This window comes from Arthrobacter rhizophilus (assembly GCF_026241105.1).
GTDB lineage: Bacteria > Actinomycetota > Actinomycetes > Actinomycetales > Micrococcaceae > Arthrobacter.
Genome location: NZ_JAPFFT010000019.1, coordinates 63,087 through 86,614, shown reverse-complemented (window position 1 = coordinate 86,614; position 23,528 = coordinate 63,087). Strand labels below are relative to the sequence as shown.

Annotated in this window: 22 protein-coding genes; 20 read left to right on the top strand and 2 right to left on the bottom strand. The window is 63.9% G+C overall.

What is annotated here, in order from left to right:
* Positions 1 to 75: 75 nt before the first annotated feature.
* The 9 genes from pnuC to hisF all read left to right on the top strand — a co-directional run bounded on the left by pnuC (position 76) and on the right by hisF (position 6,652).
* Positions 76 to 774 (top strand): nicotinamide riboside transporter PnuC, encoded by a 699-nt coding sequence (gene pnuC, locus OOZ51_RS15865; protein WP_265980743.1) that lies wholly within the window; start codon positions 76 to 78, stop codon positions 772 to 774.
* Positions 771 to 1,922, top strand: coding sequence for a bifunctional diaminohydroxyphosphoribosylaminopyrimidine deaminase/5-amino-6-(5-phosphoribosylamino)uracil reductase RibD (gene ribD, locus OOZ51_RS15860; protein ID WP_265980742.1), 1,152 nt, complete (start codon positions 771 to 773; stop codon positions 1,920 to 1,922). Before pnuC ends, ribD begins: the two co-directional genes overlap by 4 nt.
* Positions 1,922 to 2,560 carry a riboflavin synthase gene (locus tag OOZ51_RS15855; protein WP_265980741.1) on the top strand — a complete coding sequence of 213 codons (639 nt, stop codon included), beginning with the start codon at positions 1,922 to 1,924 and terminating at the stop codon, positions 2,558 to 2,560. The genes ribD and OOZ51_RS15855 overlap by 1 nt, the downstream gene beginning before the upstream one ends.
* On the top strand, positions 2,557 to 3,252 hold the full coding sequence (gene ribB, locus OOZ51_RS15850; RefSeq protein ID WP_265980740.1) for a 3,4-dihydroxy-2-butanone-4-phosphate synthase: 696 nt from the start codon (positions 2,557 to 2,559) through the stop codon (positions 3,250 to 3,252). The genes OOZ51_RS15855 and ribB overlap by 4 nt, the downstream gene beginning before the upstream one ends.
* Positions 3,249 to 3,950, top strand: coding sequence for a GTP cyclohydrolase II (gene ribA / locus OOZ51_RS15845; RefSeq protein ID WP_265980739.1), 702 nt, complete (start codon positions 3,249 to 3,251; stop codon positions 3,948 to 3,950). The genes ribB and ribA overlap by 4 nt, the downstream gene beginning before the upstream one ends.
* 37 nt (positions 3,951 to 3,987) lie before the next feature.
* On the top strand, positions 3,988 to 4,473 hold the full coding sequence (gene ribH / locus OOZ51_RS15840; RefSeq protein WP_265980753.1) for a 6,7-dimethyl-8-ribityllumazine synthase: 486 nt from the start codon (positions 3,988 to 3,990) through the stop codon (positions 4,471 to 4,473).
* 117 nt (positions 4,474 to 4,590) lie between these two features.
* Positions 4,591 to 4,854 (top strand): phosphoribosyl-ATP diphosphatase, encoded by a 264-nt coding sequence (locus OOZ51_RS15835; RefSeq protein WP_078105460.1) that lies wholly within the window; start codon positions 4,591 to 4,593, stop codon positions 4,852 to 4,854.
* A 136-nt stretch (positions 4,855 to 4,990) separates the two neighbouring features.
* Positions 4,991 to 5,851 (top strand): ATP phosphoribosyltransferase, encoded by an 861-nt coding sequence (hisG, locus tag OOZ51_RS15830; protein ID WP_265980738.1) that lies wholly within the window; start codon positions 4,991 to 4,993, stop codon positions 5,849 to 5,851.
* A gap of 24 nt (positions 5,852 to 5,875) precedes the next feature.
* Positions 5,876 to 6,652, top strand: a complete 777-nt coding sequence (gene hisF, locus OOZ51_RS15825) for an imidazole glycerol phosphate synthase subunit HisF (RefSeq protein WP_234750232.1) — start codon at positions 5,876 to 5,878, stop codon at positions 6,650 to 6,652.
* 4 nt (positions 6,653 to 6,656) lie between these two features.
* On the opposite strand, the gene OOZ51_RS15820 is transcribed toward hisF, so the two are convergent.
* The gene (locus OOZ51_RS15820; protein ID WP_265980752.1) at positions 6,657 to 7,301 is read right to left on the bottom strand and encodes a TIGR03085 family metal-binding protein; all 645 of its coding nucleotides are present in this window, start codon (positions 7,299 to 7,301) and stop codon (positions 6,657 to 6,659) included.
* Between the two features lie 89 nt (positions 7,302 to 7,390).
* Between OOZ51_RS15820 and hisI the strand changes: the two genes are divergently transcribed.
* From hisI to pyk, 11 genes are all read left to right on the top strand, one after another.
* Positions 7,391 to 7,819, top strand: coding sequence for a phosphoribosyl-AMP cyclohydrolase (hisI, locus tag OOZ51_RS15815; protein WP_265980737.1), 429 nt, complete (start codon positions 7,391 to 7,393; stop codon positions 7,817 to 7,819).
* 54 nt (positions 7,820 to 7,873) lie between these two features.
* A complete protein-coding gene (locus OOZ51_RS15810; RefSeq protein ID WP_265980736.1) occupies positions 7,874 to 9,466 on the top strand; it encodes an anthranilate synthase component I in 1,593 nt (530 codons plus the stop codon).
* A complete protein-coding gene (locus OOZ51_RS15805; RefSeq protein ID WP_265980735.1) occupies positions 9,463 to 10,068 on the top strand; it encodes a Trp biosynthesis-associated membrane protein in 606 nt (201 codons plus the stop codon). The genes OOZ51_RS15810 and OOZ51_RS15805 overlap by 4 nt, the downstream gene beginning before the upstream one ends.
* 89 nt (positions 10,069 to 10,157) lie before the next feature.
* The gene (locus OOZ51_RS15800; protein ID WP_236817197.1) at positions 10,158 to 10,430 is read left to right on the top strand and encodes an HGxxPAAW family protein; all 273 of its coding nucleotides are present in this window, start codon (positions 10,158 to 10,160) and stop codon (positions 10,428 to 10,430) included.
* Between the two features lie 2 nt (positions 10,431 to 10,432).
* Positions 10,433 to 11,251, top strand: a complete 819-nt coding sequence (gene trpC / locus OOZ51_RS15795) for an indole-3-glycerol phosphate synthase TrpC (protein WP_265980734.1) — start codon at positions 10,433 to 10,435, stop codon at positions 11,249 to 11,251.
* A 110-nt stretch (positions 11,252 to 11,361) separates the two neighbouring features.
* On the top strand, positions 11,362 to 12,744 hold the full coding sequence (trpB, locus tag OOZ51_RS15790; RefSeq protein ID WP_265980733.1) for a tryptophan synthase subunit beta: 1,383 nt from the start codon (positions 11,362 to 11,364) through the stop codon (positions 12,742 to 12,744).
* On the top strand, positions 12,744 to 13,556 hold the full coding sequence (gene trpA / locus OOZ51_RS15785) for a tryptophan synthase subunit alpha (protein ID WP_265980732.1): 813 nt from the start codon (positions 12,744 to 12,746) through the stop codon (positions 13,554 to 13,556). Before trpB ends, trpA begins: the two co-directional genes overlap by 1 nt.
* Before the next feature lie 19 nt (positions 13,557 to 13,575).
* Entirely contained in the window at positions 13,576 to 14,778 is a 1,203-nt protein-coding gene (gene lgt, locus OOZ51_RS15780; protein WP_265980731.1) for a prolipoprotein diacylglyceryl transferase, read from the top strand.
* Between the two features lie 262 nt (positions 14,779 to 15,040).
* Positions 15,041 to 19,654 (top strand): glutamate synthase large subunit, encoded by a 4,614-nt coding sequence (gene gltB, locus OOZ51_RS15775; RefSeq protein ID WP_265980730.1) that lies wholly within the window; start codon positions 15,041 to 15,043, stop codon positions 19,652 to 19,654.
* Positions 19,647 to 21,104: a glutamate synthase subunit beta gene (locus OOZ51_RS15770; protein ID WP_265980729.1), complete on the top strand. Its 1,458-nt coding sequence runs from the start codon at positions 19,647 to 19,649 to the stop codon at positions 21,102 to 21,104. Before gltB ends, OOZ51_RS15770 begins: the two co-directional genes overlap by 8 nt.
* A 57-nt stretch (positions 21,105 to 21,161) precedes the next feature.
* Positions 21,162 to 22,658 carry a pyruvate kinase gene (pyk, locus tag OOZ51_RS15765; protein WP_265980728.1) on the top strand — a complete coding sequence of 499 codons (1,497 nt, stop codon included), beginning with the start codon at positions 21,162 to 21,164 and terminating at the stop codon, positions 22,656 to 22,658.
* 233 nt (positions 22,659 to 22,891) lie between these two features.
* On the opposite strand, the gene OOZ51_RS15760 is transcribed toward pyk, so the two are convergent.
* Complete coding sequence (locus OOZ51_RS15760; protein WP_265980727.1) at positions 22,892 to 23,497, bottom strand: ANTAR domain-containing response regulator; 606 nt, start codon at positions 23,495 to 23,497, stop codon at positions 22,892 to 22,894.
* Between the last annotated feature and the right edge of the window lie 31 nt (positions 23,498 to 23,528).

Sequence of the window (23,528 nt, the reverse complement as noted above, 5' to 3'; positions counted from 1 at the left end):
TTGGCGTTTCGTGCGCCCGGCATTGCGCTGTCGTACACCCCCGGAGCCATCGCGGCATTCGAGGGAAGGAACGACATGGACTTTCTGCGATGGCTCTTCGAAGCACAGATTCCCGTAGGCGGATCTGTGCTTGTTCTTCGCGAAGTGCTAGGCAATATTTTCGGGCTCGCCAGCGCCCTGGGCGGCATGCGCCGTAAAGTCTGGGCATGGCCCATCGGGATCGCAGGCAACCTGCTTCTGCTGACGGTCTTTCTTGGCAACGTCTTCGGTGCCGCCTCGCCAGCAACACTCTGGGGCCAGGCCGGACGCCAGATCATGTTCATCAGCGTCGCCGTCTATGGCTGGCACCGCTGGCGCCAGGGCCTTCAACGCGGCACCAAAGGACGGGCCATCGTGCCCAGCTGGGCAAGCTCCAAAGTCCGCATCACCATGGTCGCAGCTATGTTTGCGGGAACCGCCGCCCTGACTCCCGTCTTCGATTCCATGGGTTCCTACCCGCCTGTATGGGCCGACGCTTGGACCTTCATGGGTTCACTCCTGGCGACCTATGGCATGGCACGCGGCTGGACCGAATTCTGGCTCATCTGGGTTGCCGTGGACATCGTGGGAGTCCCGCTGCTTTTCAGCGCAGGCTACTTCGCCAGCGCTTTCATGTACCTCTTTTATGGCTTCTTCACGCTCGCCGGATTCTTCGTGTGGTGGCGGGCAAACCGACGTGAAAGCCAAGCAATCACGCCAACGGCCGAACCGGAACCGGTAGGAGCCCTCCCATGAGCGACGCAACGAACCAGGGATTCTCCGACGCTGAGTCCGCAGCCATGGACACTGCGCTGCACGTAGCCCTCCGGGGACACCGCGGCGCCAATCCGTTGGTGGGAGCCGTAGTGCTCGGGCCGAACGGGGAGCAGCTCATCACCGGCTACCACCGCGGCGCCGGCACGGCACATGCTGAGGCGGATGCGATCGCGAAGGCTCAGGCAAAGGGCTTGGACCTCACCGGGACAACCATGGTGGTGACTTTGGAGCCATGCAACCACGTCGGGCGTACCGGACCGTGTGCGCGGGCCATCATTGACGCCGGAATAACCCGCGTGGTCTACGCCGTGGACGATCCCCACGATCCCGCTGCCGGAGGTGCTGGCACGCTGCGCGCCGCCGGAGTGGACGTGCAGTCCGGGCTGGGCGCAGGGGAGGCCCTGAAGCTGAACCGCGAATGGTTCCAGGCGGTGGGGGCCAGGCGCCCGTTCGTCACCCTTCACATTGCACAGACCCTGGATAGCAGGATTGCCGCCGCGGACGGAACCAGCCAATGGATCTCGAGTCCGGAATCGTTGGCCGACAATCACGGATTGCGCCGCTTGATTGACGCCATTCTGGTAGGCACGGAAACCGTCCTTGTAGACAACCCGCGGCTGACGGCGCGGGAAGCGGATGGCCAGGAATCGGAAAGCCAGCCGCTCCGAGCCGTCATGGGGCTGCGCGAGGTTCCCGCTGACGCCGCGGTCCGGGGAACCGACGGCAAGTTCATCCAGCTGCCAACCCGCGACCCGGCCGAGGCCTTGGAACTGCTCTTCGCCGAAGGCATCCGGCACGTCATGGTGGAAGGCGGCTCCCGCATCCTGAGTGCTTTCCTCGCCGCGGGTCTTGTGGATGAATTGATCGTCTATCTTGCGCCCACGCTGTTGGGCGCCGGTACACCGGCCCTGACGGATCTCGGCATCACCACCCTGGCCGACGCCCAGCATTGGAATTGGGACGACGCCGGTGGTGGTGCGGTCCATGCACTGGGTCGTGACCTCCGGTTGCATTTGAGGTCCGGACCATCGGACGGAAACAAACCGGCTTGGACGAAGTCCCACACCGAACACCATGAACCATTTCCGGGCAAGGACGCCTCGGAGAACACCACAGGAGGACACTGATGTTTACCGGAATCGTTGCTGAACAAGGCACGGTCCTGTCCGTCGAGCACGACGGCGAGGCCAGCGCCACGCTGCGCCTGATGGCCCCCAGCACCACTGAAGGACTGGGCTTGGGCGGCTCGATCGCTGTCAACGGCGTGTGCCTCACCGCAACGGACATCGACGGCCGGGAGTTCAGCGTCGACGTCATGGGCGAAACCCTCGTCCGGACCACCATCGGCGAACTGACTGCGGGTGACGCTGTGAACCTCGAGAGATGTGTCCAGGCGGGCGGCCGCTTGGATGGCCACGTCGTCCAGGGCCACGTCGACGGCGTCGGGCAGCTTCTGGAGCGCGAGTCGCTGGGCAACTGGGACCGCCTCCGCTTCGCCGTGCCGGCCCCGCTGGCACGGTACATCGCCGAAAAGGGATCAATCGCCGTCGACGGCGTTTCGCTGACGGTCACTGCCGTCAGTCCCGCGGAAGAAGAGAATCCATGGTTTGAGGTTGGACTCATTCCCACCACGCTGGACGAAACGGGACTGGGGGCGAAGGCCACCGGCGGTCGCGCCAACCTCGAAGTGGATGTGCTCGCCAAGTACACCGAGCGACTGCTGTCCTTCCGCATTCCGGCTGCGACCGGGGAGGCAGCCCTGTGAGCGCCGAACACAACGGCAGCGCGACGGCGGTCCGGCAGGGGCTGGACCCCGTTGAGGCGGCCGTAAAGGCGATGGCAGTTGGCCGTCCGGTCATTGTTGTGGACAATGAAGACCGCGAAAACGAAGGCGACATCATCTTCGCCGCCGAACACGCGACGCCTGCCCTCATGGGCTGGACCATCCGCTACAGCTCGGGAGTCATTTGCGTTCCCCTTGAGGAGTCGCGGGCTGACGCCCTTGCACTGCCGCCCATGGTGGTAGTCAATGAAGATGCCAAGGGCACGGCCTACACGGTGTCCTGTGATGCCGCCGTAGGAGTGAGTACCGGTATTTCCGCAACGGACAGGGCCCTGACGGCACGGATTCTGGCTGATTCCAGCAGCACGCCGTCCTCGATCACCCGTCCCGGGCATATTTTTCCGCTCCGGGCCGTTAAGGGTGGAGTGCGTGAACGTCCGGGACACACGGAAGCGGCGGTTGATCTCTGCCGGCTTGCGGGGCTCGCCCCGGTGGGCGTGATCGCCGAGTTGGTACATGACGATGGTGAAATGATGCGCCTGGACAGCCTCCGGGAGTTCGCTGCCAAGCATGGATGTCCTCTGATTTCGATCGAGGATCTCGTGGCTTATGTTGTAGCGTCGGAGGCTGAGCACCAGGTTGCAATTCCGGCAGGAAACGAGGAGCAGCGATGACTACAGCGACAACGCACGACGGCGGCACGCCCGCGCGCGCAACGCATCCCGTGAGCGGCGGCCCGATTGTCCAGCTACCCACCGCCTTCGGTGAGTTCGTGGCACAGGCGTGGACCGACCTTGCAACGGGTGCGGAACACCTGGCGGTGAGTTCCCCGAAAGCGCCGCGTACAGGCAAGGCCCCGCTGGTGCGCCTTCACTCGGAGTGCCTCACGGGCGATGTCTTCGGATCGTACCGCTGCGATTGCGGCGAACAGCTGGCCTACGCCCTTGAGCTGATCCGCGAAGAGGGCGGCACGCTGCTCTACCTGCGCGGACAGGAAGGCCGCGGCATCGGCCTGGCCAACAAAATCAAGGCCTACGCACTGCAAGAGGCCGGATTCGACACGGTCGAGGCCAACGAGCAGCTCGGACTGCCGGTGGACGCCCGCTGCTACAAAGCGGCTGCCCAGATCCTTGCCGAAATGGGCCTTCACGAAATCCGCCTCCTGAGCAACAACCCGGACAAGCAAAACAGGCTTGCGGCGGCTGGCGTGAAGGTTGTCGAGATGGTGCCCACCGAGGTTCCGTCCCGTGAAGAAAACCTTCGGTACCTTCAGACCAAGAAGGACCGCATGGACCACCGGCTGACCCTCGGTGACACTGAACCGGCCGGTACCCATGCAGCTGCCGGCACTTTTGAGCTCGAACAAGACTGAACTGTTCTAACAAGACTGAATGGATTACCACACACCCATGAGCGGACACGGCGCCCCCACCATCGACCTCACCACCTTCAACCCGGAGGAAACGCACCAGCTGAAGCTCGCCATTGTGGCTGCCAGTTGGCATACGCAGATCATGGACGGGCTCCTCGACGGAGCACTGCGCGCGGCGAAGGAAGCCGGCATCGCCGAGCCCACCGTGTTGCGGGTCCCGGGGGCGTTTGAGCTTCCCGTAGCGGCGGCACGGCTCGCAACGCATTTTGACGCGGTAGTTGCCCTCGGCGTCGTCATCCGCGGCGGTACCCCGCACTTTGACTATGTGTGCCAGGCCGCGACGTCGGGACTCACTGAAGTCAGCGTCCGCACCGGCGTGCCGGTGGGCTTCGGCGTGCTCACATGCGACACCGAGCAGCAGGGCCTCGACCGCGCCGGACTGGAAGGCTCGTCCGAGGACAAGGGACACGAAGCCGTGACCGCGGCGCTCTCCACTGCACTGACCCTCAAGGAGTACTCCTAGCAAATCGACGAAAGGGATGTGGGCGTGCCGGCGCACATTGTGCGTTCGCTCACATCCCTTCCGTCATGCAATGACCCGACAGGCGGTCACCGGCCCCGAGCAAGTAGGCTGTAGGGCGTGAAGAATTTCGAGACGCTGTTCGCAGAACTGAGCGAAAAGGCAGCGACCCGTCCGGCAGGCTCCCGCACCGTCGCCGAATTGGACTCCGGAATCCACGGCATCGGCAAGAAAGTCGTGGAGGAAGCCGCTGAAGTCTGGATGGCTGCAGAGTATGAATCCGATGAAGCCGCGGCCGAGGAAATCTCCCAGTTGCTCTACCACCTGCAGGTCCTGATGCTCGCCAAGGGTCTGGGCCTGGAAGACGTTTACAAGCATCTCTAGCCACGTCCGCTCCGTCCGGGCCTGAAAGGTCTGACGAGGCCCCAGCGTGGCCCCCGCGCCCACAGTGCCGTGCGAGAACACAGCCGTGGGCACAATGCCTGAAACATACCCTTCCACTCCCCAAGAAAGTCCCCTCATGCTGCGAGTAGCCGTCCCCAACAAGGGATCCCTGTCCGAAGCCGCCTCCGCGATGCTGTCTGAGGCGGGATACCGCCAGCGTCGTGATACCCGCGAACTAGTCATGGTCGATCCCGATAACGACATTGAGTTCTTCTTCCTCCGCCCCCGCGACATTGCCGTGTATGTCGGCCAGGGAACCCTCGACGTCGGGATCACCGGCCGCGACCTCCTGCTGGACGCGCAGGTGGAAGCCGAAGAGCTGCTTCCGCTCGGTTTCGCCGCGTCCACCTTCCGTTTCGCCGGTCCCGTCGGTGACTTCTCCACCGTCGAGCAGCTCGAGGGCAAGCGCCTGGCCACCAGTTATGACGGCCTCTTGCGCGACTACCTCGCCGAGCGCGGCGTCAAAGCCAAAGTAGTCCGTCTCGACGGTGCCGTGGAGTCTTCCGTGCGTCTCGGCGTCGCTGACGCAATCGCCGACGTCGTCGAAACCGGCAACACGCTCAAAGCCGCCGGCATGGAGATCTTCGGCGAGCCGATCCTCAAGTCCGAAGCCGTCCTGATCCGCCGCACCGGCGAGGGTGGCGCGGCGAACGGCACCGCAAAGGAGATCGAGGTCCTCATCCGGCGCCTGCAGGGCGTGCTCGTCGCCCGCCAGTACGTGCTCATGGACTACGACATCCGCAAGGACCTCGTGGAGGAAGCAGCCACCCTCACCCCGGGTCTCGAGTCGCCCACGGTGTCTCCGCTGCGCGACTCCGAGTGGGTTGCCGTCCGTTCCATGGTTCCGAAAAAGGAAACCAACCGGATCATGGACGAGCTCTACGACCTCGGCGCCCGCGCCATCCTGGTCAGCAGCATCCACGCCTGCCGCATCTGACACGAGACAATTCCAGGAGTAGCAATGGCTGTAGCAGTACGGGTCATCCCTTGCCTAGATGTCGACGCCGGCCGTGTAGTCAAGGGCGTCAACTTCGAGGGCCTTCGCGACGCCGGAGACCCCGTCGAGCTGGCGCACCGCTATGACAACGCCGGGGCGGACGAACTCACGTTCCTTGACGTCACGGCCTCTTCCGGCAACCGGGAAACAACGTTCGACGTCGTTCGCCGCACCGCCGAGGAAGTCTTCATCCCGTTGACCGTCGGCGGTGGTGTCCGCGGCGTGGCCGAAGTGGACAAGCTCCTGCGCTTCGGCGCGGACAAGGCGTCCATCAACACGGCCGCCGTCGCACGCCCGGACGTCATCGACGAGATCACCCGCCACTTCGGATCGCAGGTGCTTGTCTTGTCGGTGGACGCCCGGCGCACGAGGCCCGGCTCCGAGCCCACGGCTTCCGGCTTCGAGGTGACCACCCACGGCGGGCGTCAGGGAACCGGAATCGACGCCATTGCGTGGGCCAAGGAAGCGGCGGACCGTGGTGTGGGGGAGATCCTCCTGAACTCCATTGACGCCGACGGCACCAAGGACGGCTTCGACCTCGAACTCATCCGCTTGGTCCGTGCAGCCGTCCACATCCCGATCATCGCTTCCGGCGGCGCGGGAGAGCCGGCGCATTTCCCGCCCGCAGTAGAAGCGGGTGCCGACGCAGTACTGGCCGCTTCAGTGTTCCACTTCGGTCCGGACGACATGATCGCCCAGGTCAAGGCCGCGATTCGCGAAGCAGGTTTCCTGGTCCGCTAGCAGGTCAGAGGCCGACTTCGGCTGACTGGAGCAGTGCGACGGCGTCCGGCTGGCCTTCGAAGGTGACCAGGGCGTGATGCGTGCGGCCATGGGCGTGCATCAGCAGTTCGCCGGGCTCGCCCACGATGGCGACGGACACGGGAGCGCGCTTGGCAACATGGCGGGGACCGGTGGGGCGTACCAAGACGATTCCAAGGTCCACGCCCCGGTAGAGAATGGCAGCCCGCTTGATCAATTCGTCCCATAGGGCGTCCGAGTATTCCTCATCGAGCGCCCGCGGAGCCCAACGGTCTCCAGCCCGGCGAATGTCTTCCGTGTGTACGAAATATTCAATGAGGTTGGAGGATTCGTCGAGGGCTTTGATTTTCAGGGGGGACAAGGCAGGAGGCCCAGAGCGGAAAGTGTTGACCAGCTCGGCGTAATCTTCCGTGGTCTTGAGCTTGGAGGCCAGTTTGGCCGTGGCCTTGTCCGAAGCCCTGGCAAGGCTTTTGACGAACAATCCGATACCGGCGGCCGCTTTGCGTTCGCGTAGGTAAAGGTGCGCCGCGAGGTCCCTGGTCAGCCACCCTTCGCAGAGCGTGGGGGAGTCAGGTCCGGCCGCCAGGAGTGTTTCGGCCAGTACTTCGCGGGAGGGATCGACGAAATGCATCACTTGTGAAACTAGCACGAGACGCCCTCTGTTGCGCAGTGGAACCGCCACTGAATTTCGGGTCTACAGGAGGCACTAGACTTGATCTGATGTCTGAGCAGTCAACACCCCAAGCCACGCCCGCTGCCGCGTTCGCCGCGGAGGCCGTCGTCGAGCCCGGAAGTCCGCTCCCTCATGAGCTGGCCGCTGCGCTCAAGCGAGATTCTGCCGGCCTTGTGGCGGCGATCATCCAGCAGTTCGACACCGATGAAGTGCTGATGCTCGGCTGGATGGATGACGAGGCGTTGCATCGGACCCTGACCACTGGCCGCGTGACGTTCTTCTCGCGCTCCCGCCAGGAATACTGGCGCAAGGGAGACACCTCCGGGCACGTCCAGTTCGTCAAGTCGGTGGCCTTGGACTGCGACGGCGACGCCCTCCTGGTCCGCGTCGATCAGGTAGGGGCTGCTTGTCACACGGGTACGCGCACATGCTTCGATGACCGGAGCCTCGCCGCCGTGACTGGCAAGCGGGACTAGGCCACAACCCACCATCCACTTAAGCAACACAAGAAGAGGCGGAGAACACAAGCCATGCAGGACCTTGGAATCATCAGCCCGGGCCTGGAGGAGTTCCGCGAACTCGCCGAACACAGCCGTGTCATCCCGGTCCGGCTCAGGGTACTGGCCGACGCCGAAACTCCCATCGGGCTATACCGAAAGTTGGCCCAGGGCCAGCCAGGCACCTTCCTCCTGGAATCGGCAGCCGTCGGGGGAGCATGGTCCCGCTATTCGTTCATCGGTGCCCGGTCCCGTGCCACATTGACCAGCAAGGACGGCCAGGCCCACTGGATCGGCGAGCCTCCCGTCGGTGTGCCGGTAGACGGCAGCCCCGTCGATGCGGTCCGAGACACCGTAGCTGCCCTGCAGACCGACCGCTTTCCGGATCTTCCTCCGTTCACCTCGGGCCTGGTAGGTTTCCTCGGTTGGGAAACAGTCCGGCATTGGGAGAAGTTGACCAGCCCGCCGGAGGATGACCTCCACCTACCGGAAATGGCTTTGAACCTCGTCACGGACATGGCCGTCCACGACAACATGGATGGCACCGTCCTGTTGATCGCCAACGCGATCAACTTCGACAACAGTTCGGAACGCGTGGACGAAGCCTGGCACGACGCCGTCGCCCGGGTTAAGGGACTGCTGGACAAAATCAGCACGCCCGTGAGGCAGCCTGTGTCCGTTTTGAAATCCGAGGCCCTCGACTTCGCCTCGAGCGTGCGGGAACGCTGGGACGAGCAGGATTACCTGAACGCGATCGATCGCGGCAAGGAAGCGATCGTAGACGGTGAAGTCTTCCAGGTGGTCATCTCGCGCCGCTTCGAAATGGAGTGCGCCGCGGACCCGCTGGATGTGTACCGCGTGCTGCGCAACACCAACCCGAGCCCGTACATGTACCTCTTCAGCCTTGAAGACGCGGACGGCCGAGAATACACGATTGTCGGCTCCTCTCCCGAGGCCTTGGTGACGGTCACCGGCAATGAGGTCATCACCCACCCGATTGCCGGATCGCGGCCCCGCGGCAAGACCGTCGAAGCGGACAAGGCGCTGGCCACCGAGTTGCTCGGGGACCAGAAGGAACGCGCCGAACACCTCATGCTCGTGGACCTGTCCCGCAACGACCTCTCGAAGGTCTGCGTGGCAGGAACAGTGGACGTCACGCAGTTCATGGAAGTCGAACGTTTCAGCCACATTATGCATTTGGTGTCCACGGTGGTCGGCGAATTGGCGCCCGGCGCCAAGGCGTACGACGTGCTGAAGGCGACTTTCCCCGCCGGCACGCTATCCGGTGCACCCAAGCCTCGCGCGCTGCGCCTGCTGGACGAACTCGAACCGCACCGCCGCGGCATCTACGGCGGAGTGGTGGGTTACCTGGACTTCGCAGGCGACATGGACATGGCGATCGCCATCCGTTCGGCTCTGTTGCGCGAGGGGCGGGCCTATGTCCAGGCCGGCGGCGGCATTGTGGCCGATTCCCACAAGCCGTCCGAAGCACTCGAGACCGTCAACAAGGCGGCGGCCCCTTTGCGTGCCGTGCATACCGCCGGATCGCTCCACAACATTTCACCGGACACGGTGTCCGCCGACGTGGTTTCCGCTGACACTGCCGACAGGAAACCCACCCCGTGAGTTCGGTTCCCCCTCAGGCGCCCGCCGCAAAGCCTCCCGTGTGGGCCCGCAAGGCCAACGTCGTACTCGCCATGGTAATTCTGGCCCTCGCGGTTTTCGGGACCACGACGCAGAGCTGGATCGACGTCCGGCTCGACCCCGCAGCTGCGGCCAATGCCGACCTACACGTTCAGGGGAGCAAGGCGGCAACTGCCGTGACGGCCTTGGCGCTTGTGGCCCTCGCCGGAGGCTTGGCATCATCCATTGCCGGCAAGCTTTCGCGTTGGATCATTGCAACGATCATTGTGTTTGCGTCGGCAGGAATCATCGTCGCCGCAGCCACGGTCTTGGCCGACCCCCTCGGCGCGGCGCAAGGAACCATTGCGGCAACCACCGGGATCTCGGGTGGTAGAGCAGCGGCGTCGTCCACGGTGTTCCCGATTCTCGCCGTCGTAGCTGCTGGTTTGCTGGCTTTGTGTGGCGGCTTGCTGCCGCTCGCCGGCCGGCGCTGGAAGGCGCGCACCAAGTACGACGTCGCCAGCCGGACAGCGCGCGCGGGTTCCGGTCCGGTCGATGAGATCGACAGCTGGGACAGCCTTTCGCGCGGAGAAGACCCCACGTAAGACTCGACTGTCCAGACGTCGGACGATGTCCCGGGCGCCGTCAATAAATGGCAGAATGTAAGCAGTATTCATCCTGAGGAGATTTTCACATGAGCAAAACCACAGTGTCCGCGAGCAAGGCCCCTGTGACCGCCGCAAGCCACAGCGACGCCATCGGCCACGGCAACAGCCCGGCCGCGTGGACCTGCGTGATTGTCATGCTGGTAGGGGCCTTGGTGTCCTCCATCGCCTTTGTTATTGCCAGCACCCCCATTTTCATCGCCGGCATCGTCGTGATGGTGGCCGGCTTGATTGCTGGCTGGGCCATGCGCAAGGCCGGCTACGGCGTCGACGGCAGCAAGCTGAAGAACGCCGGCCACTGACTGTGACGGTTCTTGATGACATCATCGGCGGTGTCAGGGAGGACATGGAGGCTCGCCGCCGCCTTGTTGGCTTCGACGAGCTGAAAGAGCGTGCCGCCTCCACGGCACCCGCGCTGGACGCGTGGGCTGCCTTGGGTGGCCCGTCAGCCAGCCGGGACGATCTGAAGGTAATCGCCGAAATCAAGCGCCGCAGCCCCTCGAAGGGCGATCTCGCGAGCATCGTGGACCCGGCGGCACTCGCAGTGCAATACGCCGACGGCGGCGCGTCCGTGATCAGTGTCCTCACCGAACAGAGGCGCTTCAACGGCTCCTTGGCGGACTTGGACGCTGTCCGGGCCGCCGTCGACATTCCGCTGCTGCGCAAGGACTTCACAGTCGACGAATACCAGATCTGGGAAGCCCGTGCCCACGGTGCGGACCTCATCCTGCTGATCGTCGCGGCCCTTTCCGATGCACAGTTGCGGGAATTCAGTGAGCTGAGCAATGAGCTCGGCATGAACGTCCTCGTGGAAACGCACACACCCGAGGAAATCGAGCGTGCGGCTGCGGCCCAGGCTCGGATCATCGGGGTTAACGTCCGCAACCTCAAGACGCTCGACGTCGACCGCTCGCTGTTTGCCTCGCTTGCTGGAAGCATTCCGTCGGGAGCGGTTGTCGTGGCGGAATCCGGGGTGCGGAACGCCGACGACGTCGCGCATTACGCAAGGAATGGTGCCCACGCGATTCTTGTGGGCGAGGCACTTGTGAGCGACTCCACCCCGCGGGAGCGAATCAGCGAATTCAAGGCGGCTGGAGCTGCCGCCATGGCGGTCAGGACCTGAGACTGTCCTGATTCGCGGCCTGGAACGGACAGCAGCGGACATCGCGGCTGGCGGCTGTCCGGCGGCTCCTGGAAAAACTCAACTACCAACTGAACAGGACGGTGAGACTGATGGTGGACGCACCAACAGCCAACTCGGAAGAGAATGCGGCCGACGCGTTCCTACAAGGCGGAGCTTCGCTGCGCAACGCTGCAGGGCCGTACTTTGGCTCATACGGCGGACGCTGGATGCCTGAGTCCCTCATCGCCGCGCTGGACGAGGTCCAGGACACGTTCGAGAAAGCCAAGGCCGATCCTGAGTTCCTCGCCCAGCTGAAGGATCTCAACAAGAACTACTCCGGACGTCCGTCACTGCTCACGGAAGCGAAGCGTTTCTCCGAGCATGCCGGCGGGGCACGCATTTTCCTCAAGCGCGAAGACCTGAACCACACCGGATCCCACAAGATCAACAACGTCCTCGGCCAGGCTTTGCTGGCCAAGCGCATGGGCAAGACGCGCGTCATCGCTGAGACCGGTGCCGGCCAGCACGGCGTTGCCAGTGCCACGGCCGCTGCGCTCCTGGGGTTGGAATGCGTGGTTTACATGGGCGCTGAGGACTGCCGGCGGCAGGCCCTCAACGTTGCCCGCATGCAACTCCTGGGCGCCACTGTGGTTCCTGTGACCAATGGTTCACAGACCCTCAAGGACGCCATCAACGACGCCCTTCGCGACTGGGTGTCCAATGTGGACAACACGCATTACCTGCTGGGGACCGCGGCCGGGGCCCACCCGTTCCCGGCGATGGTTCGCTTCTTCCACGAAGTAATCGGCGAGGAAGCACGCGCCCAGATCCTGGAGCAGACCGGCAAACTGCCCGACGCTATCTGTGCCTGCATCGGCGGCGGTTCCAACGCTATCGGCCTTTTCCACAGCTTCCTGGACGATGCCTCCGTGAAAATCTACGGCTTTGAGGCCGGCGGAGACGGAGTGGAAACCGGACGTCACGCAGCCGCCATCACTCTCGGACGCCCCGGCGTGCTGCACGGCGCCCGGTCCTACCTCATGCAGGACGAGGACGGCCAGACCATCGAGTCCCACTCGATTTCCGCAGGCCTGGACTACCCGAGCGTCGGTCCTGAGCATTCCTATCTCGCGGACATCGGCCGCGTGACGTACGAGCCCATCACGGACACGGAAGCCATGGACGCGTTCCGCCTGCTCTGCCGGACAGAGGGCATTATCCCGGCCATCGAGTCCTCCCACGCCCTCGCCGGGGCCATCAAGGTGGGCAAGAAGCTCACTGAGGGCAAGGAGAACCCGGCGGACACGATCATCATCGTGAACCTGTCCGGACGCGGTGACAAGGACGTGGAAACCGCGGCGGCATGGTTCGACATGCTGGATGAAAACGGCAACGTCAAGGGAACCACGCTCTCCACCCGCAAGCCCAAGGGTCCGGCGGAACGCAGCAACCTTGAGATCAGCATTGAAGAAGCAAGCAAGGACCAGAACTGATGACTGAGCAGATGACCAGCAAGTCCGCGGCCGCGATCGACCGCGCCAAGGCACAAGGCCGGGCCGCGTTGATCGGTTACCTGCCCGCAGGCTACCCGGACGTTCAGTCAAGCATCGATGCCGGCATTGCCATGGCCCGCAACGGCGCCGACCTCATTGAAATCGGCATCCCATATTCGGACCCTGTCATGGACGGCGCTGTCATCCAGGCTGCGACCACGGAGGCAATCGCCAATGGATTCCGCGTGGCCAGTGTCTTCGACGTCGTGGCTGGCATCACCGCAGCCACGGACGCCGCAGTGCTGGTCATGACCTATTGGAACCCCGTGATGCGCATGGGTGTTGACGAGTTTTCACGCAGGCTGGCCGAAGCCGGGGGAGCCGGACTCATCACGCCGGACCTCATTCCGGACGAAGCGGCCGAATGGTTTGCGGCATCCGACAAGTATGGACTGGACCGGGTGTTCCTCGTGGCACCATCGTCCACGCCGGAACGCCTGGCCATGACTGTCGAGGCGAGCCGCGGCTTCGTCTACGCAGTGTCCATCATGGGTGTCACCGGAACCCGGCAGTCGGTCAGCAGCAGCGCCGAGAAGGTCGTTGCGGACACGCATGCAGCCGGCGCCGAACGGGTCTGCGTCGGGCTCGGAGTCTCCAACGCCGACCACGTCCGCGAGATTGCGGCATACGCGGACGGCGTCATCGTCGGGACCGCGCTGGTTGCGGCCATCCGCGACGGCGGCGTTGACGCCGTCGCGCAACTCACCAAGAACCTCAGCGCCGGCCTCGGCCGGGCAACCGCACAGGCCTAGAAAAGGAAAAGCGTAGACAATGCAGAGTCTCCTCCACGCCGCGGCAATGGCTCCCATGAGCATTCCGAGCCCCTCATGGTCCGGATTCGATATTCCGCTTCCTTGGGGGTCTCTCCGCATCCACGCGTATGCCCTGTGCATTCTCCTGGGAATCATCCTGGGACTCTGGCTCACAGCCGTGCGCTGGAAGCGTCGCGGCACGCCAGAAGGCAGCCTGTGGGACATCGCCATCTGGGCGATCCCGTTCGGCATTGTGGGCGGCCGTCTGTACCACGTGTTCTCCTCGCCCGATGCGTATTTCGGCCCGGGTTTCAACGGCACCGGCGACCTCTCCCTGATACCGCAGATTTGGCGGGGTGGCCTGGGCATCTGGGGCGCCGTGGTTCTCGGCGTTTTCGGTGCCTGGCTAGGCTGCCGCCGCTCCGGCGTCAAGCTCACTGCATTCCTCGACGCCGCGGCCCCGGGTCTGTTGCTGGCCCAAGCAATCGGGCGCTGGGGGAACTGGTTCAACCAGGAACTCTTCGGCGGCCCCACCACCCTGCCCTGGGGGCTGCAGATCGATCCCAATAGCCCGAACTTCCCCGCCGGGATGCCCAGCAGCACTCTGTTCCACCCGACGTTCCTTTACGAATCCCTCTGGAACCTCATCGGCGTCGCGATCCTGCTTGTCCTGGACCGCCGCTTCCACTTCCGCCGTGGCAGGCTCTTCTGGCTGTACGCCATTTACTACACGCTTGGCCGGGTGTGGATCGAAGCCCTGCGGATTGACGACGCAGAACAGATCAACCTCTTCGGCATCACCACACGGCTCAACGTATGGACGAGCATCTTCGTGTTCGTCGCGGCGGTTATCGTCTTCATCGTGCTGAGCCTGCGCGGCAGGCCAGTGCCGGATACCGCGTACCTTCCCGGCCGCGAATCTGCTGCCGTGGCCGTCGGCGCAGATGACTCAAGCACGGATGACTCCGGCGATGTGAACGATGAGACCAACAGCACAATTGTGACCGGTACAACGGACCATGATGCGGACGGATCTGTCTCAGATACCGGTGCACATGGTAATCTCCGGAATAACCAAAGCGATCTGGGCCATACTGCTGAGCCAACGGAAACGGCCGAGGAGTCACACGCCGGCGTCACGTCGGATTCCGGCTCCGCGTCCACCGAAACCACCGCCAGCAGCGCCCCCGGATCCGGGCCGGAAGCTGGCAGCACCAAGTAGCCAGCGCTACGGCACAGGGGAACCGGGCTACCGCCCAGAGGCCCCCGGCCACAGCGTCGTGGCACCCTTGGCAGTCGCCCGGCAGCACACAGAGGCTCCGCGGTCAAGCTTGGGTCAGGGTCAAGCGTAACTGTTCGTTGCGTCTTGTCCGCTGACCTACAATTTCAAGTAACTAGCGCTTTGTTATGCCCGTCACACGGCAGGCAAGGTGGGGCCAACGTTGTCCCTTCCATTCGCACGATCTCGAGGAAGGACGTCTTCAATGACCCATCTTCATAACCCAAGTTGGTCCGAAGCAGTCGAACCGCAGGGTGCCATGTCGCCCTTCAAGCGTTTCGCTGCGCTCCCGGAGGCCCAGGGACTCTACAACCCTGAGCAGGAGAAGGACGCTTGCGGCCTGGCCATTATCGCCACCCTGCGTGGTGAACCCGGCTACGACATCGTGGAAGCGGCCCTGACTGCCCTGCGCAACCTTGAACACCGCGGCGCCGTCGGCGCCGACGAAGGCACCGGCGACGGCGCCGGCCTCCTGATGCAGGTTCCGGACGAGTTCTTCCGGGCCGTCGCCGAGTTCGAGCTGCCTGCACCGGGCCAGTACGTCGTTGGCACTGCCTTCCTGCCGGCCGAAACCCGCGAAGCTGAGACCGCGAAGGCCGGCATCGAGGCGCTTGCGGTGGACGAGGGCCTGACGGTTCTTGGCTGGCGCGAGGTACCGGTGGTTGGGGACCTGGTCGGCGCCATGGCCCGTGCCTGCATGCCTTACTTCTCACAGCCTTTCTTTGCCTCCGCTACGGGCGAGGTGCTGGACCGCAACGAACTGGACTCCCGCGCCTGGCGTATCCGCAAGCGCGCACAGAACAAGTTCGGCGTCTACTTCCCGTCGCTGTCCTCGCGCACCATCGTGTACAAGGGCATGCTGACCACGGCCCAGCTGGAACCGTTCTACCCGGACCTTTCGGACAATCGCTTCAAGACCAAGCTGGCGATCGTGCACTCGAGATTCTCCACGAACACCTTCCCCTCGTGGCCCCTCGCCCAGCCGTTCCGCACCATTGCCCACAACGGCGAAATCAACACCGTCAAGGGCAACCGGAACTGGATGCGGGCCCGCCAGTCCCAACTCGCGAACCCCCTGCTGGGCGATTCCCCTGAAGAGTTGTACCCCATCTGCACCCCGGGTGCTTCGGACTCCGCGTCCTTTGATGAGGTTGCCGAGCTGCTCTGGCTTTCCGGCCGCCCCATCACGCACTCGATCATGATGATGATCCCGGAGGCCTGGGAAAACCACGCCACCATGGATCCCGCACGCCGCGCCTTCTACGAATACCACTCGCTGCTCATGGAGCCGTGGGACGGCCCCGCAGCCGTGTCCTTCACCGACGGCAATCTTGTTGGCGCGACCCTGGACCGCAACGGCCTGCGCCCTGGCCGCTACTGGATCACCGAAGATGGCCTGATCATCTTCGCCTCCGAAGTCGGCGTGATCGACGTCGAAGCCGCCAAGGTAGTCAAGAAGGGCCGCGTTTCACCGGGCAAGATGTTCCTGGTGGACACCGAGGCCGGTCGCATCATCGACGACGCAGAGGTCAAGGCCGAGGTCGCCGCCGCGAACCCTTGGGCTGAGTGGGTCAAGGACAACCTGATCGACCTCAACGATCTCCCTGAGCGCGAGCACGTGCTGCACACGGCTGCATCCGTGAACATCCGCCAGCGGACTTTCGGTTACACCACCGAGGAACTGAAGATCCTCCTCGGTCCAATGGCCCGTACCGGTGCCGAACCGCTCGGCGCCATGGGCTCCGACACCCCGGTTGCAGTGCTGTCCAAGCGTCCGCGCCTGCTGTTCGACTACTTTGTGCAGTCCTTCGCCCAGGTCACCAACCCGCCGCTGGACGCGATCCGCGAAGAGCTCGTTACCTCGCTGAAGTGCGCCATCGGTCCCAACGGCAACCTCCTCGACGTCGGGCAGGTGCGCCAGCCGCAGATCTCCCTGCCGTTCCCGGTGATCAACAACGACCAGCTCGCCAAGATCGCTAATATCGAAAACGCCGACGGCGACAAAGTCGCCATGAAGGTCCGGGGCCTCTACCGTCCGGAAGGCGGCGAAGCAGCCCTGCGCAGCCGCCTCACCGAAATCTGCGAGCAGGTGTCCGGTGCGATCAACCGCGGCGTGCAGTACATCGTTCTGTCCGACCGCGACTCCAACGCGCAGTGGGCACCGATCCCGTCTCTTCTGCTCGTCAGTGCAGTGCACCACCACTTGCTCCGCAGCGCCAACCGCACCAAGACCGCCCTGGTAGTCGAGGCCGGCGACGTCCGCGAAACGCACCACGTGGCCGTGCTCGTCGGCTTCGGCGCTTCCGCCGTGAACCCGTACCTGGCCATGGAATCCGTGGAGCAGCTCATCAGCACCGGCGAGGTAGTGGGTGTGACCCCGGAAGACGGCGTCTACAACCTCATCAAGGGCCTCGGCAAGGGCGTCTTGAAGATCATGTCCAAGATGGGTATTTCCACGGTGGCCTCATACACCGGCGCCCAGACTTTCGAAGCACTGGGCCTGTCCCAGGACCTCGTGGACGAATTCTTCTCCGGCACCCACTCGCAGTTGGGTGGCGTGGGCCTGGACGTCATCGCTGCCGAAGTTTCCGCACGCCACCAGATGGCCTACCCGGAAGGCGGCATCGAGCTGCCGCACCGCCCGCTGCTAGGCGGCGGCGAATACCAGTGGCGCCGCGACGGCGAACCGCACCTGTTCAACCCGGAGACCGTCTTCCGGTTGCAGCACGCAACCCGCGAACGCCGGTACGACATCTTCAAGTCCTACACCAAGGGCATTGACGATCAGTCCGAGAACCTGATGACCCTCCGTGGGCTCCTGAAGTTCAAGGACAGCCTGCGCCCTGCCGTGCCGCTCGAGGAGGTCGAGCCCGTTTCCAGCATCGTGAAGCGCTTCTCGACGGGAGCCATGAGCTACGGCTCCATCTCCAAGGAAGCCCACGAAACGCTTGCAATCGCCATGAACCGGCTGGGCGCCAAGTCCAACACCGGTGAAGGCGGCGAAGACGTGGACCGGCTGCTGGATCCTGAGCGCCGCTCCGCCATCAAGCAGATCGCTTCGGGCCGTTTTGGCGTGACCAGCCTGTACCTGACCAACGCCGAGGACATCCAGATCAAGATGGCCCAGGGCGCCAAGCCCGGTGAAGGTGGCCAGCTGATGGCGCAGAAGGTATACCCCTGGGTAGCCCGGACGCGTCACTCGACCCCCGGCGTCGGGCTCATTTCCCCGCCCCCGCACCACGACATCTATTCGATCGAAGACCTCGCGCAGCTCATTTACGATGCCAAGCGGGCCAATCCGTCGGCACGCGTGCACGTGAAGCTTGTTTCCGAAGTCGGGATCGGCACGGTGGCCGCCGGCGTCACCAAGGCGAAGGCCGACGTCGTGCTCGTCTCAGGGCACGACGGCGGAACCGGAGCCTCGCCGCTGAACTCGCTCAAGCATGCGGGTGTTCCCTGGGAGCTCGGCCTTGCCGAGACCCAGCAGACGCTCATGCTCAACGGGCTCCGAGATCGCGTCGTGGTTCAGGTGGACGGCCAGCTCAAGACCGGCCGCGACGTCGTCATCGCGGCTTTGCTCGGTGCCGAGGAGTACGGCTTCGCGACCGCGCCCCTGGTGGTTTCCGGCTGCATCATGATGCGCGTCTGCCACCTCGACACCTGCCCGGTTGGCGTCGCAACCCAGAACCCTGAGCTTCGTTCGCGCTTCAACGGCAAGCCGGAATTCGTGGTCAACTTCTTCGAGTTCCTTGCCGAGGAAGTCCGTGAACTGCTGGCCGAGCTTGGCTTCCGCAGCCTCGAAGAGGCGATCGGCCACGCAGAATTCTTGGACACCCGCGAAGCGATCGACCACTGGAAGGCCGAGGGGCTCGATCTCGACCCGATCCTGCACGGCCTCGAGTTCGACGACGACGTTCCCCTGCGGAACCTCACCGGTCAGAACCACGAGCTCGACAAGCACTTCGACCAGCGCCTCATCGGTATGGCTGCGGAGGCATTGAGCGACCGCACGCCGGTGAAGATCGCGGTTGACGTCATCAACACGGACCGTTCCGTGGGCACCATGCTGGGGCACGTCGTGACCAAGACGTTCGGCATCGATCTGCTCGCCACCGACACTATCGACATCACGCTCAAAGGCACCGCCGGGCAATCGCTGGGCGCCTTCCTTCCCGCCGGCATCACCCTTCGTATGTTCGGCGACTCGAACGACTACGTGGGCAAGGGCCTCTCCGGTGGACGCATCATCGTCCGCCCGGACCGCACCAACGTTTTCCAGGCTGAACGGAACGTCATCGCCGGCAACGTGATCGGCTACGGTGCCACGAGCGGAGAAATGTTCCTGCGCGGCCAGGTAGGCGAACGATTCCTGGTGCGCAACTCGGGTGCCACCGCGGTCGTCGAAGGCATCGGTGACCACGGTTGCGAGTACATGACCGGCGGCCAGACGCTGATCATCGGCCGCACGGGCCGCAACTTCGGTGCGGGCATGTCCGGTGGTACCGCCTACGTGCTGGACCTCCAGCCTGCCCGGGTTAACAAGCAAGCCTTGGACACCGGCGAGCTGCAGTTGCTTGAGCTTGACGACGAGGACCGAACCATCGTCCACGGCCTCCTGGTCAAGCACCTGGAAGAAACCGAATCCGTCCTCGCAGGCCGCTTGCTCGAAAACTTCGACGATACCGCTGCCCGCATCACCAAAGTTCTGCCGCGCGACTACGCCGCAGTCCTGCAAACCCGTCTCGACGCCATCGAAGAGGGCCTAGATCCCGATGGCGAAGAAGTATGGTCTCGAATCCTGGAGGTAACCGGTGGCTGATCCACGCGGATTTCTGAAAGTCCGGCAGCGCGAGACGCAGCCACGCCGTCCTGTTCCTGTCCGCATCATGGACTGGAAGGAAGTCTATGAGGCCCAGGACAAGGGCGTGCTCAAGAGCCAGGCCGGCCGCTGCATGGACTGCGGCGTTCCGTTCTGCCACCAAGGCTGCCCCCTGGGGAACCTCATCCCTGAGTGGAACGACCTCACGTGGCGCGGAAAGGGCGAGGAAGCGATTGAACGCTTGCACGCCACCAACAACTTCCCGGAGTTCACGGGCCGGTTGTGTCCCGCGCCCTGTGAAGCATCCTGTGTTTTGGGCATCAACCAGCCCGCTGTGACCATCAAGCAGGTTGAAGTTTCCATCATCGACGACGCCTTCGAAAACGGCTGGGTGCAACCGCTTCCGCCGACGCGCCTCTCCGGGAAGACAGTCGCCGTCGTCGGCTCCGGCCCCGCGGGGCTCGCAGTTGCACAGCAGCTGACACGCGTCGGACACACGGTGGCAGTCTACGAGCGCGACGACAAGATCGGGGGACTGCTGCGCTACGGTATCCCCGACTTCAAGATGGAGAAGGAACAGGTCGACCGCCGCGTCGAGCAGATGAAGGCAGAGGGCACCCGGTTCCGTACCGGTGTGGCTGTCGGAAGCGACGTGACGTGGGAGCAGCTGCGACGCCGCTACGATTCCGTGGTGATCGCCACTGGCGCTACCGTGCCGCGCGATCTTCCCATTCCCGGCCGCCAGCTCGAAGGCATCCATTTCGCCATGGATTACCTGGTGCCTGCAAATCGCGTGGTTGCGGGTGAAACCGTGGAAGGCCAGATCGATGCCAAGGGCAAGCACGTGATAATCCTCGGTGGCGGAGACACCGGCGCCGACTGCCTCGGCACCGCACACCGACACGGCGCCGCGTCTGTCACCACCCTCGCGATCGGCAAGCAACCCCCGCTTGAGCGTGCCTCACATCAGCCATGGCCGACGTTCCCCACGCTCTTCGAGGTTGCCAGCGCGCACGAAGAGGGCGGCGAACGCACATACCTGGCTTCCACCGTTGAATTTGTCGGAGAAGACGGCAAGCTCACAGGGGTCAAGGTCGCCGAGACCGAATTCGTGGACGGCAAGCGACTGCCGAAGGCTGGCACGGAACGCGTCATCCCGGCTGATCTGGTCTTGCTGTCGCTTGGCTTTACAGGCGCGGAACCTGCCGGTATCACCGAACAGGTCAGCGCAGAATTCGACGGCCGCGGCAACGTGGCCCGAGATGGGTACTACATGACCAACACCGAGGGCGTTTTCGTGGCAGGCGATGCCGGCCGCGGGCAGTCCTTGATTGTCTGGGCTATCGCCGAAGGCCGCGCATGCGCTGCCGCCGTCGACAAGTTCCTGATGGGCAGCACTATTCTCCCCGCGCCGGTGGCCCCCACCGACCGGGCTATATCGGTCCTCTAAGGGCCGGCGCACGACGCTTTCCCAACTCCAACTGCAGCACACTACTAGGGTAGGTATATGAGACGCGCAAAAATCGTGGCAACGTTCGGACCGGCAATTTCCAGCTTTGACAACACCCTCGCGGTGCTGGAAGCCGGCGTCGACGTCGCCCGCATGAACATGAGCCATGGCGACTACTCGGTACACGACATCACGTACGAGAACGTCCGCAAAGCCGCCGCCCAGCTCCACAAGCCCGTTGCCATCATGGCCGACTTGCAAGGCCCGAAGATCCGGCTCGGCCGCTTCGTCGACGGCCCCCACGAACTCGCTGTCGGTGACACGTTCACCATCACCACCGCGGACGTTCCGGGGACCAAGGACATCTGCTCCACCACGCTCAAGAGCCTTACAGAAGATGTCAACGTCGGCGACGCACTGCTGATCGACGATGGCAAGGTTGCACTTCGTGCCATCGAGGTTGACGATGTCAAGGTAGTTGCCGAGGTGACGGTCGGTGGCTGGGTTTCCAACAACAAGGGCATCAACCTGCCTGGCGTTGCTGTCAACGTCCCCGCGCTGAGCGAAAAGGACGAGGACGATCTCCGCTGGGCCTTGAAGCGCGGCGTAGACATGGTTGCGCTGTCCTTCGTTCGTGATGCATCCGACATCAAGCGCGTGCACGAAATCATGGACGAAGCAGGCCGCCGCGTGCCGGTGATTGCCAAGATCGAGAAGCCGCAGGCAGTGGCCCAGCTCCACGAAATCATCGACGCCTTCGACGCCATAATGGTTGCCCGTGGCGACTTGGGCGTGGAGCTTCCGCTTGAGGAAGTGCCGATCGTGCAGAAGCGCGCGATCGAGCTGGCACGCCGTTGGGCGAAGCCCGTCATCGTTGCTACTCAGGTCCTTGAGTCGATGATCGACAACCCCCGTCCCACCCGCGCCGAGGCATCGGACTGCGCCAACGCCGTGCTCGATGGCGCCGATGCGGTCATGCTCTCCGGCGAGACCAGCGTGGGCAAGTTCCCGATCGAGACCGTCAAGACGATGGCCAGGATCATCGAGTCCACTGAAGAACACGGCCTTGAGCGCGTTCCTCCGCTGGGTACCAAGCCCAAGACCCGCGGTGGCGCTATCACGCGTGCCGCCGTCGAAATCGCCGACCAGCTGGACGCAAAGTACATCTGTACGTTCACGCAGTCCGGTGACTCAGCCCGCCGCCTGTCCCGTCTGCGCCCAGTCAAGCCGGTCTTTGCCTTCACCCCGGTGGAGCAGGTCTGGAACCAGCTGGCGCTGACATGGGGCATCCGGCCGGTCCTGGTTCCCATGGTGGGGCACACCGACGCCATGACTGCCCAGGTTGACCGCAGCCTTCTGGAAATGAAGATCGTAGAGAATGGTGACCTTGTGGTCATTGCTGCCGGTTCGCCTCCCGGACAGGCGGGCTCTACGAACTCCCTGAAGGTCCACAGGGTGGGCGACCTTGCTGACACGTCTCGTGTGGAAGAGTCCGCGCGCAAGGAAAAGGTCGGTCCCTGGCCGGAAAAGAGAAAGAAGTCGGGCAAAGCCTGATCTCTCTCGGTTCAACTAGGGGAGGCCCCGCCGTTTGGCGGGGCCTCCTTTTTTGGCGTTGTGCGGCTTCTCTTGGCGCCGTGCGGCTTCCGGGAAGCCTGCTCGGGGCTCTGGCTCCGGGCTCCGGGCTCTGGGTGGTTCGAGGGCGGCGGACGGCGCCGCAGCGCGCTTTCCGGGGACGACGAAGGGCGCCTGCTATCCCATGGGAAAGTAGGCGCCCTTCGTGGCGGAGGTTAGTTGACCTGGTTGATGATGGTCTCGGCGACCTCACGCATGCTGAGGCGGCGGTCCATGGACGTCTTCTGGATCCAACGGAATGCTTCCGGCTCCGTGAGGCCCATCTTGGTGGTCAGGAGGCTCTTGGCACGCTCTACGAGCTTGCGCGTGGCGAACTGCTCCTGGAGGTCGGACACCTCGTTTTCAAGGGCCTTGATCTCCTCGTGGCGGGACAACGCGATCTCGATGGCGGGGATCAGGTCTGCCGGCGTGAAGGGCTTGACGACATAGGCCATGGCCCCGGCGTCCCGGGCGCGCTCCACGAGTTCCTTCTGGCTGAAAGCCGTGAGGAGGACTACAGGGGCGATCCTGGCCTTGACGATCTTTTCCGCGGCCGAGATGCCGTCCATGACGGGCATCTTAACGTCCATGAGGACCAGGTCCGGCTTCAACTCCTCGGCCAGCTGAACTGCCTTCTCACCGTTGTCGGCCTCGCCGACGACGTCGTAGCCTTCGCCCTTCAGGATCTCGATGATGTCCAGGCGGATGAGGGTCTCATCCTCTGCGACAACTACACGGCGCGCCGGCTGGGATGCGGGCTTGGTCTCCGTCTGTTCTGACACGGGATCTCCTTCAAGACGTACGGCGGGTTCA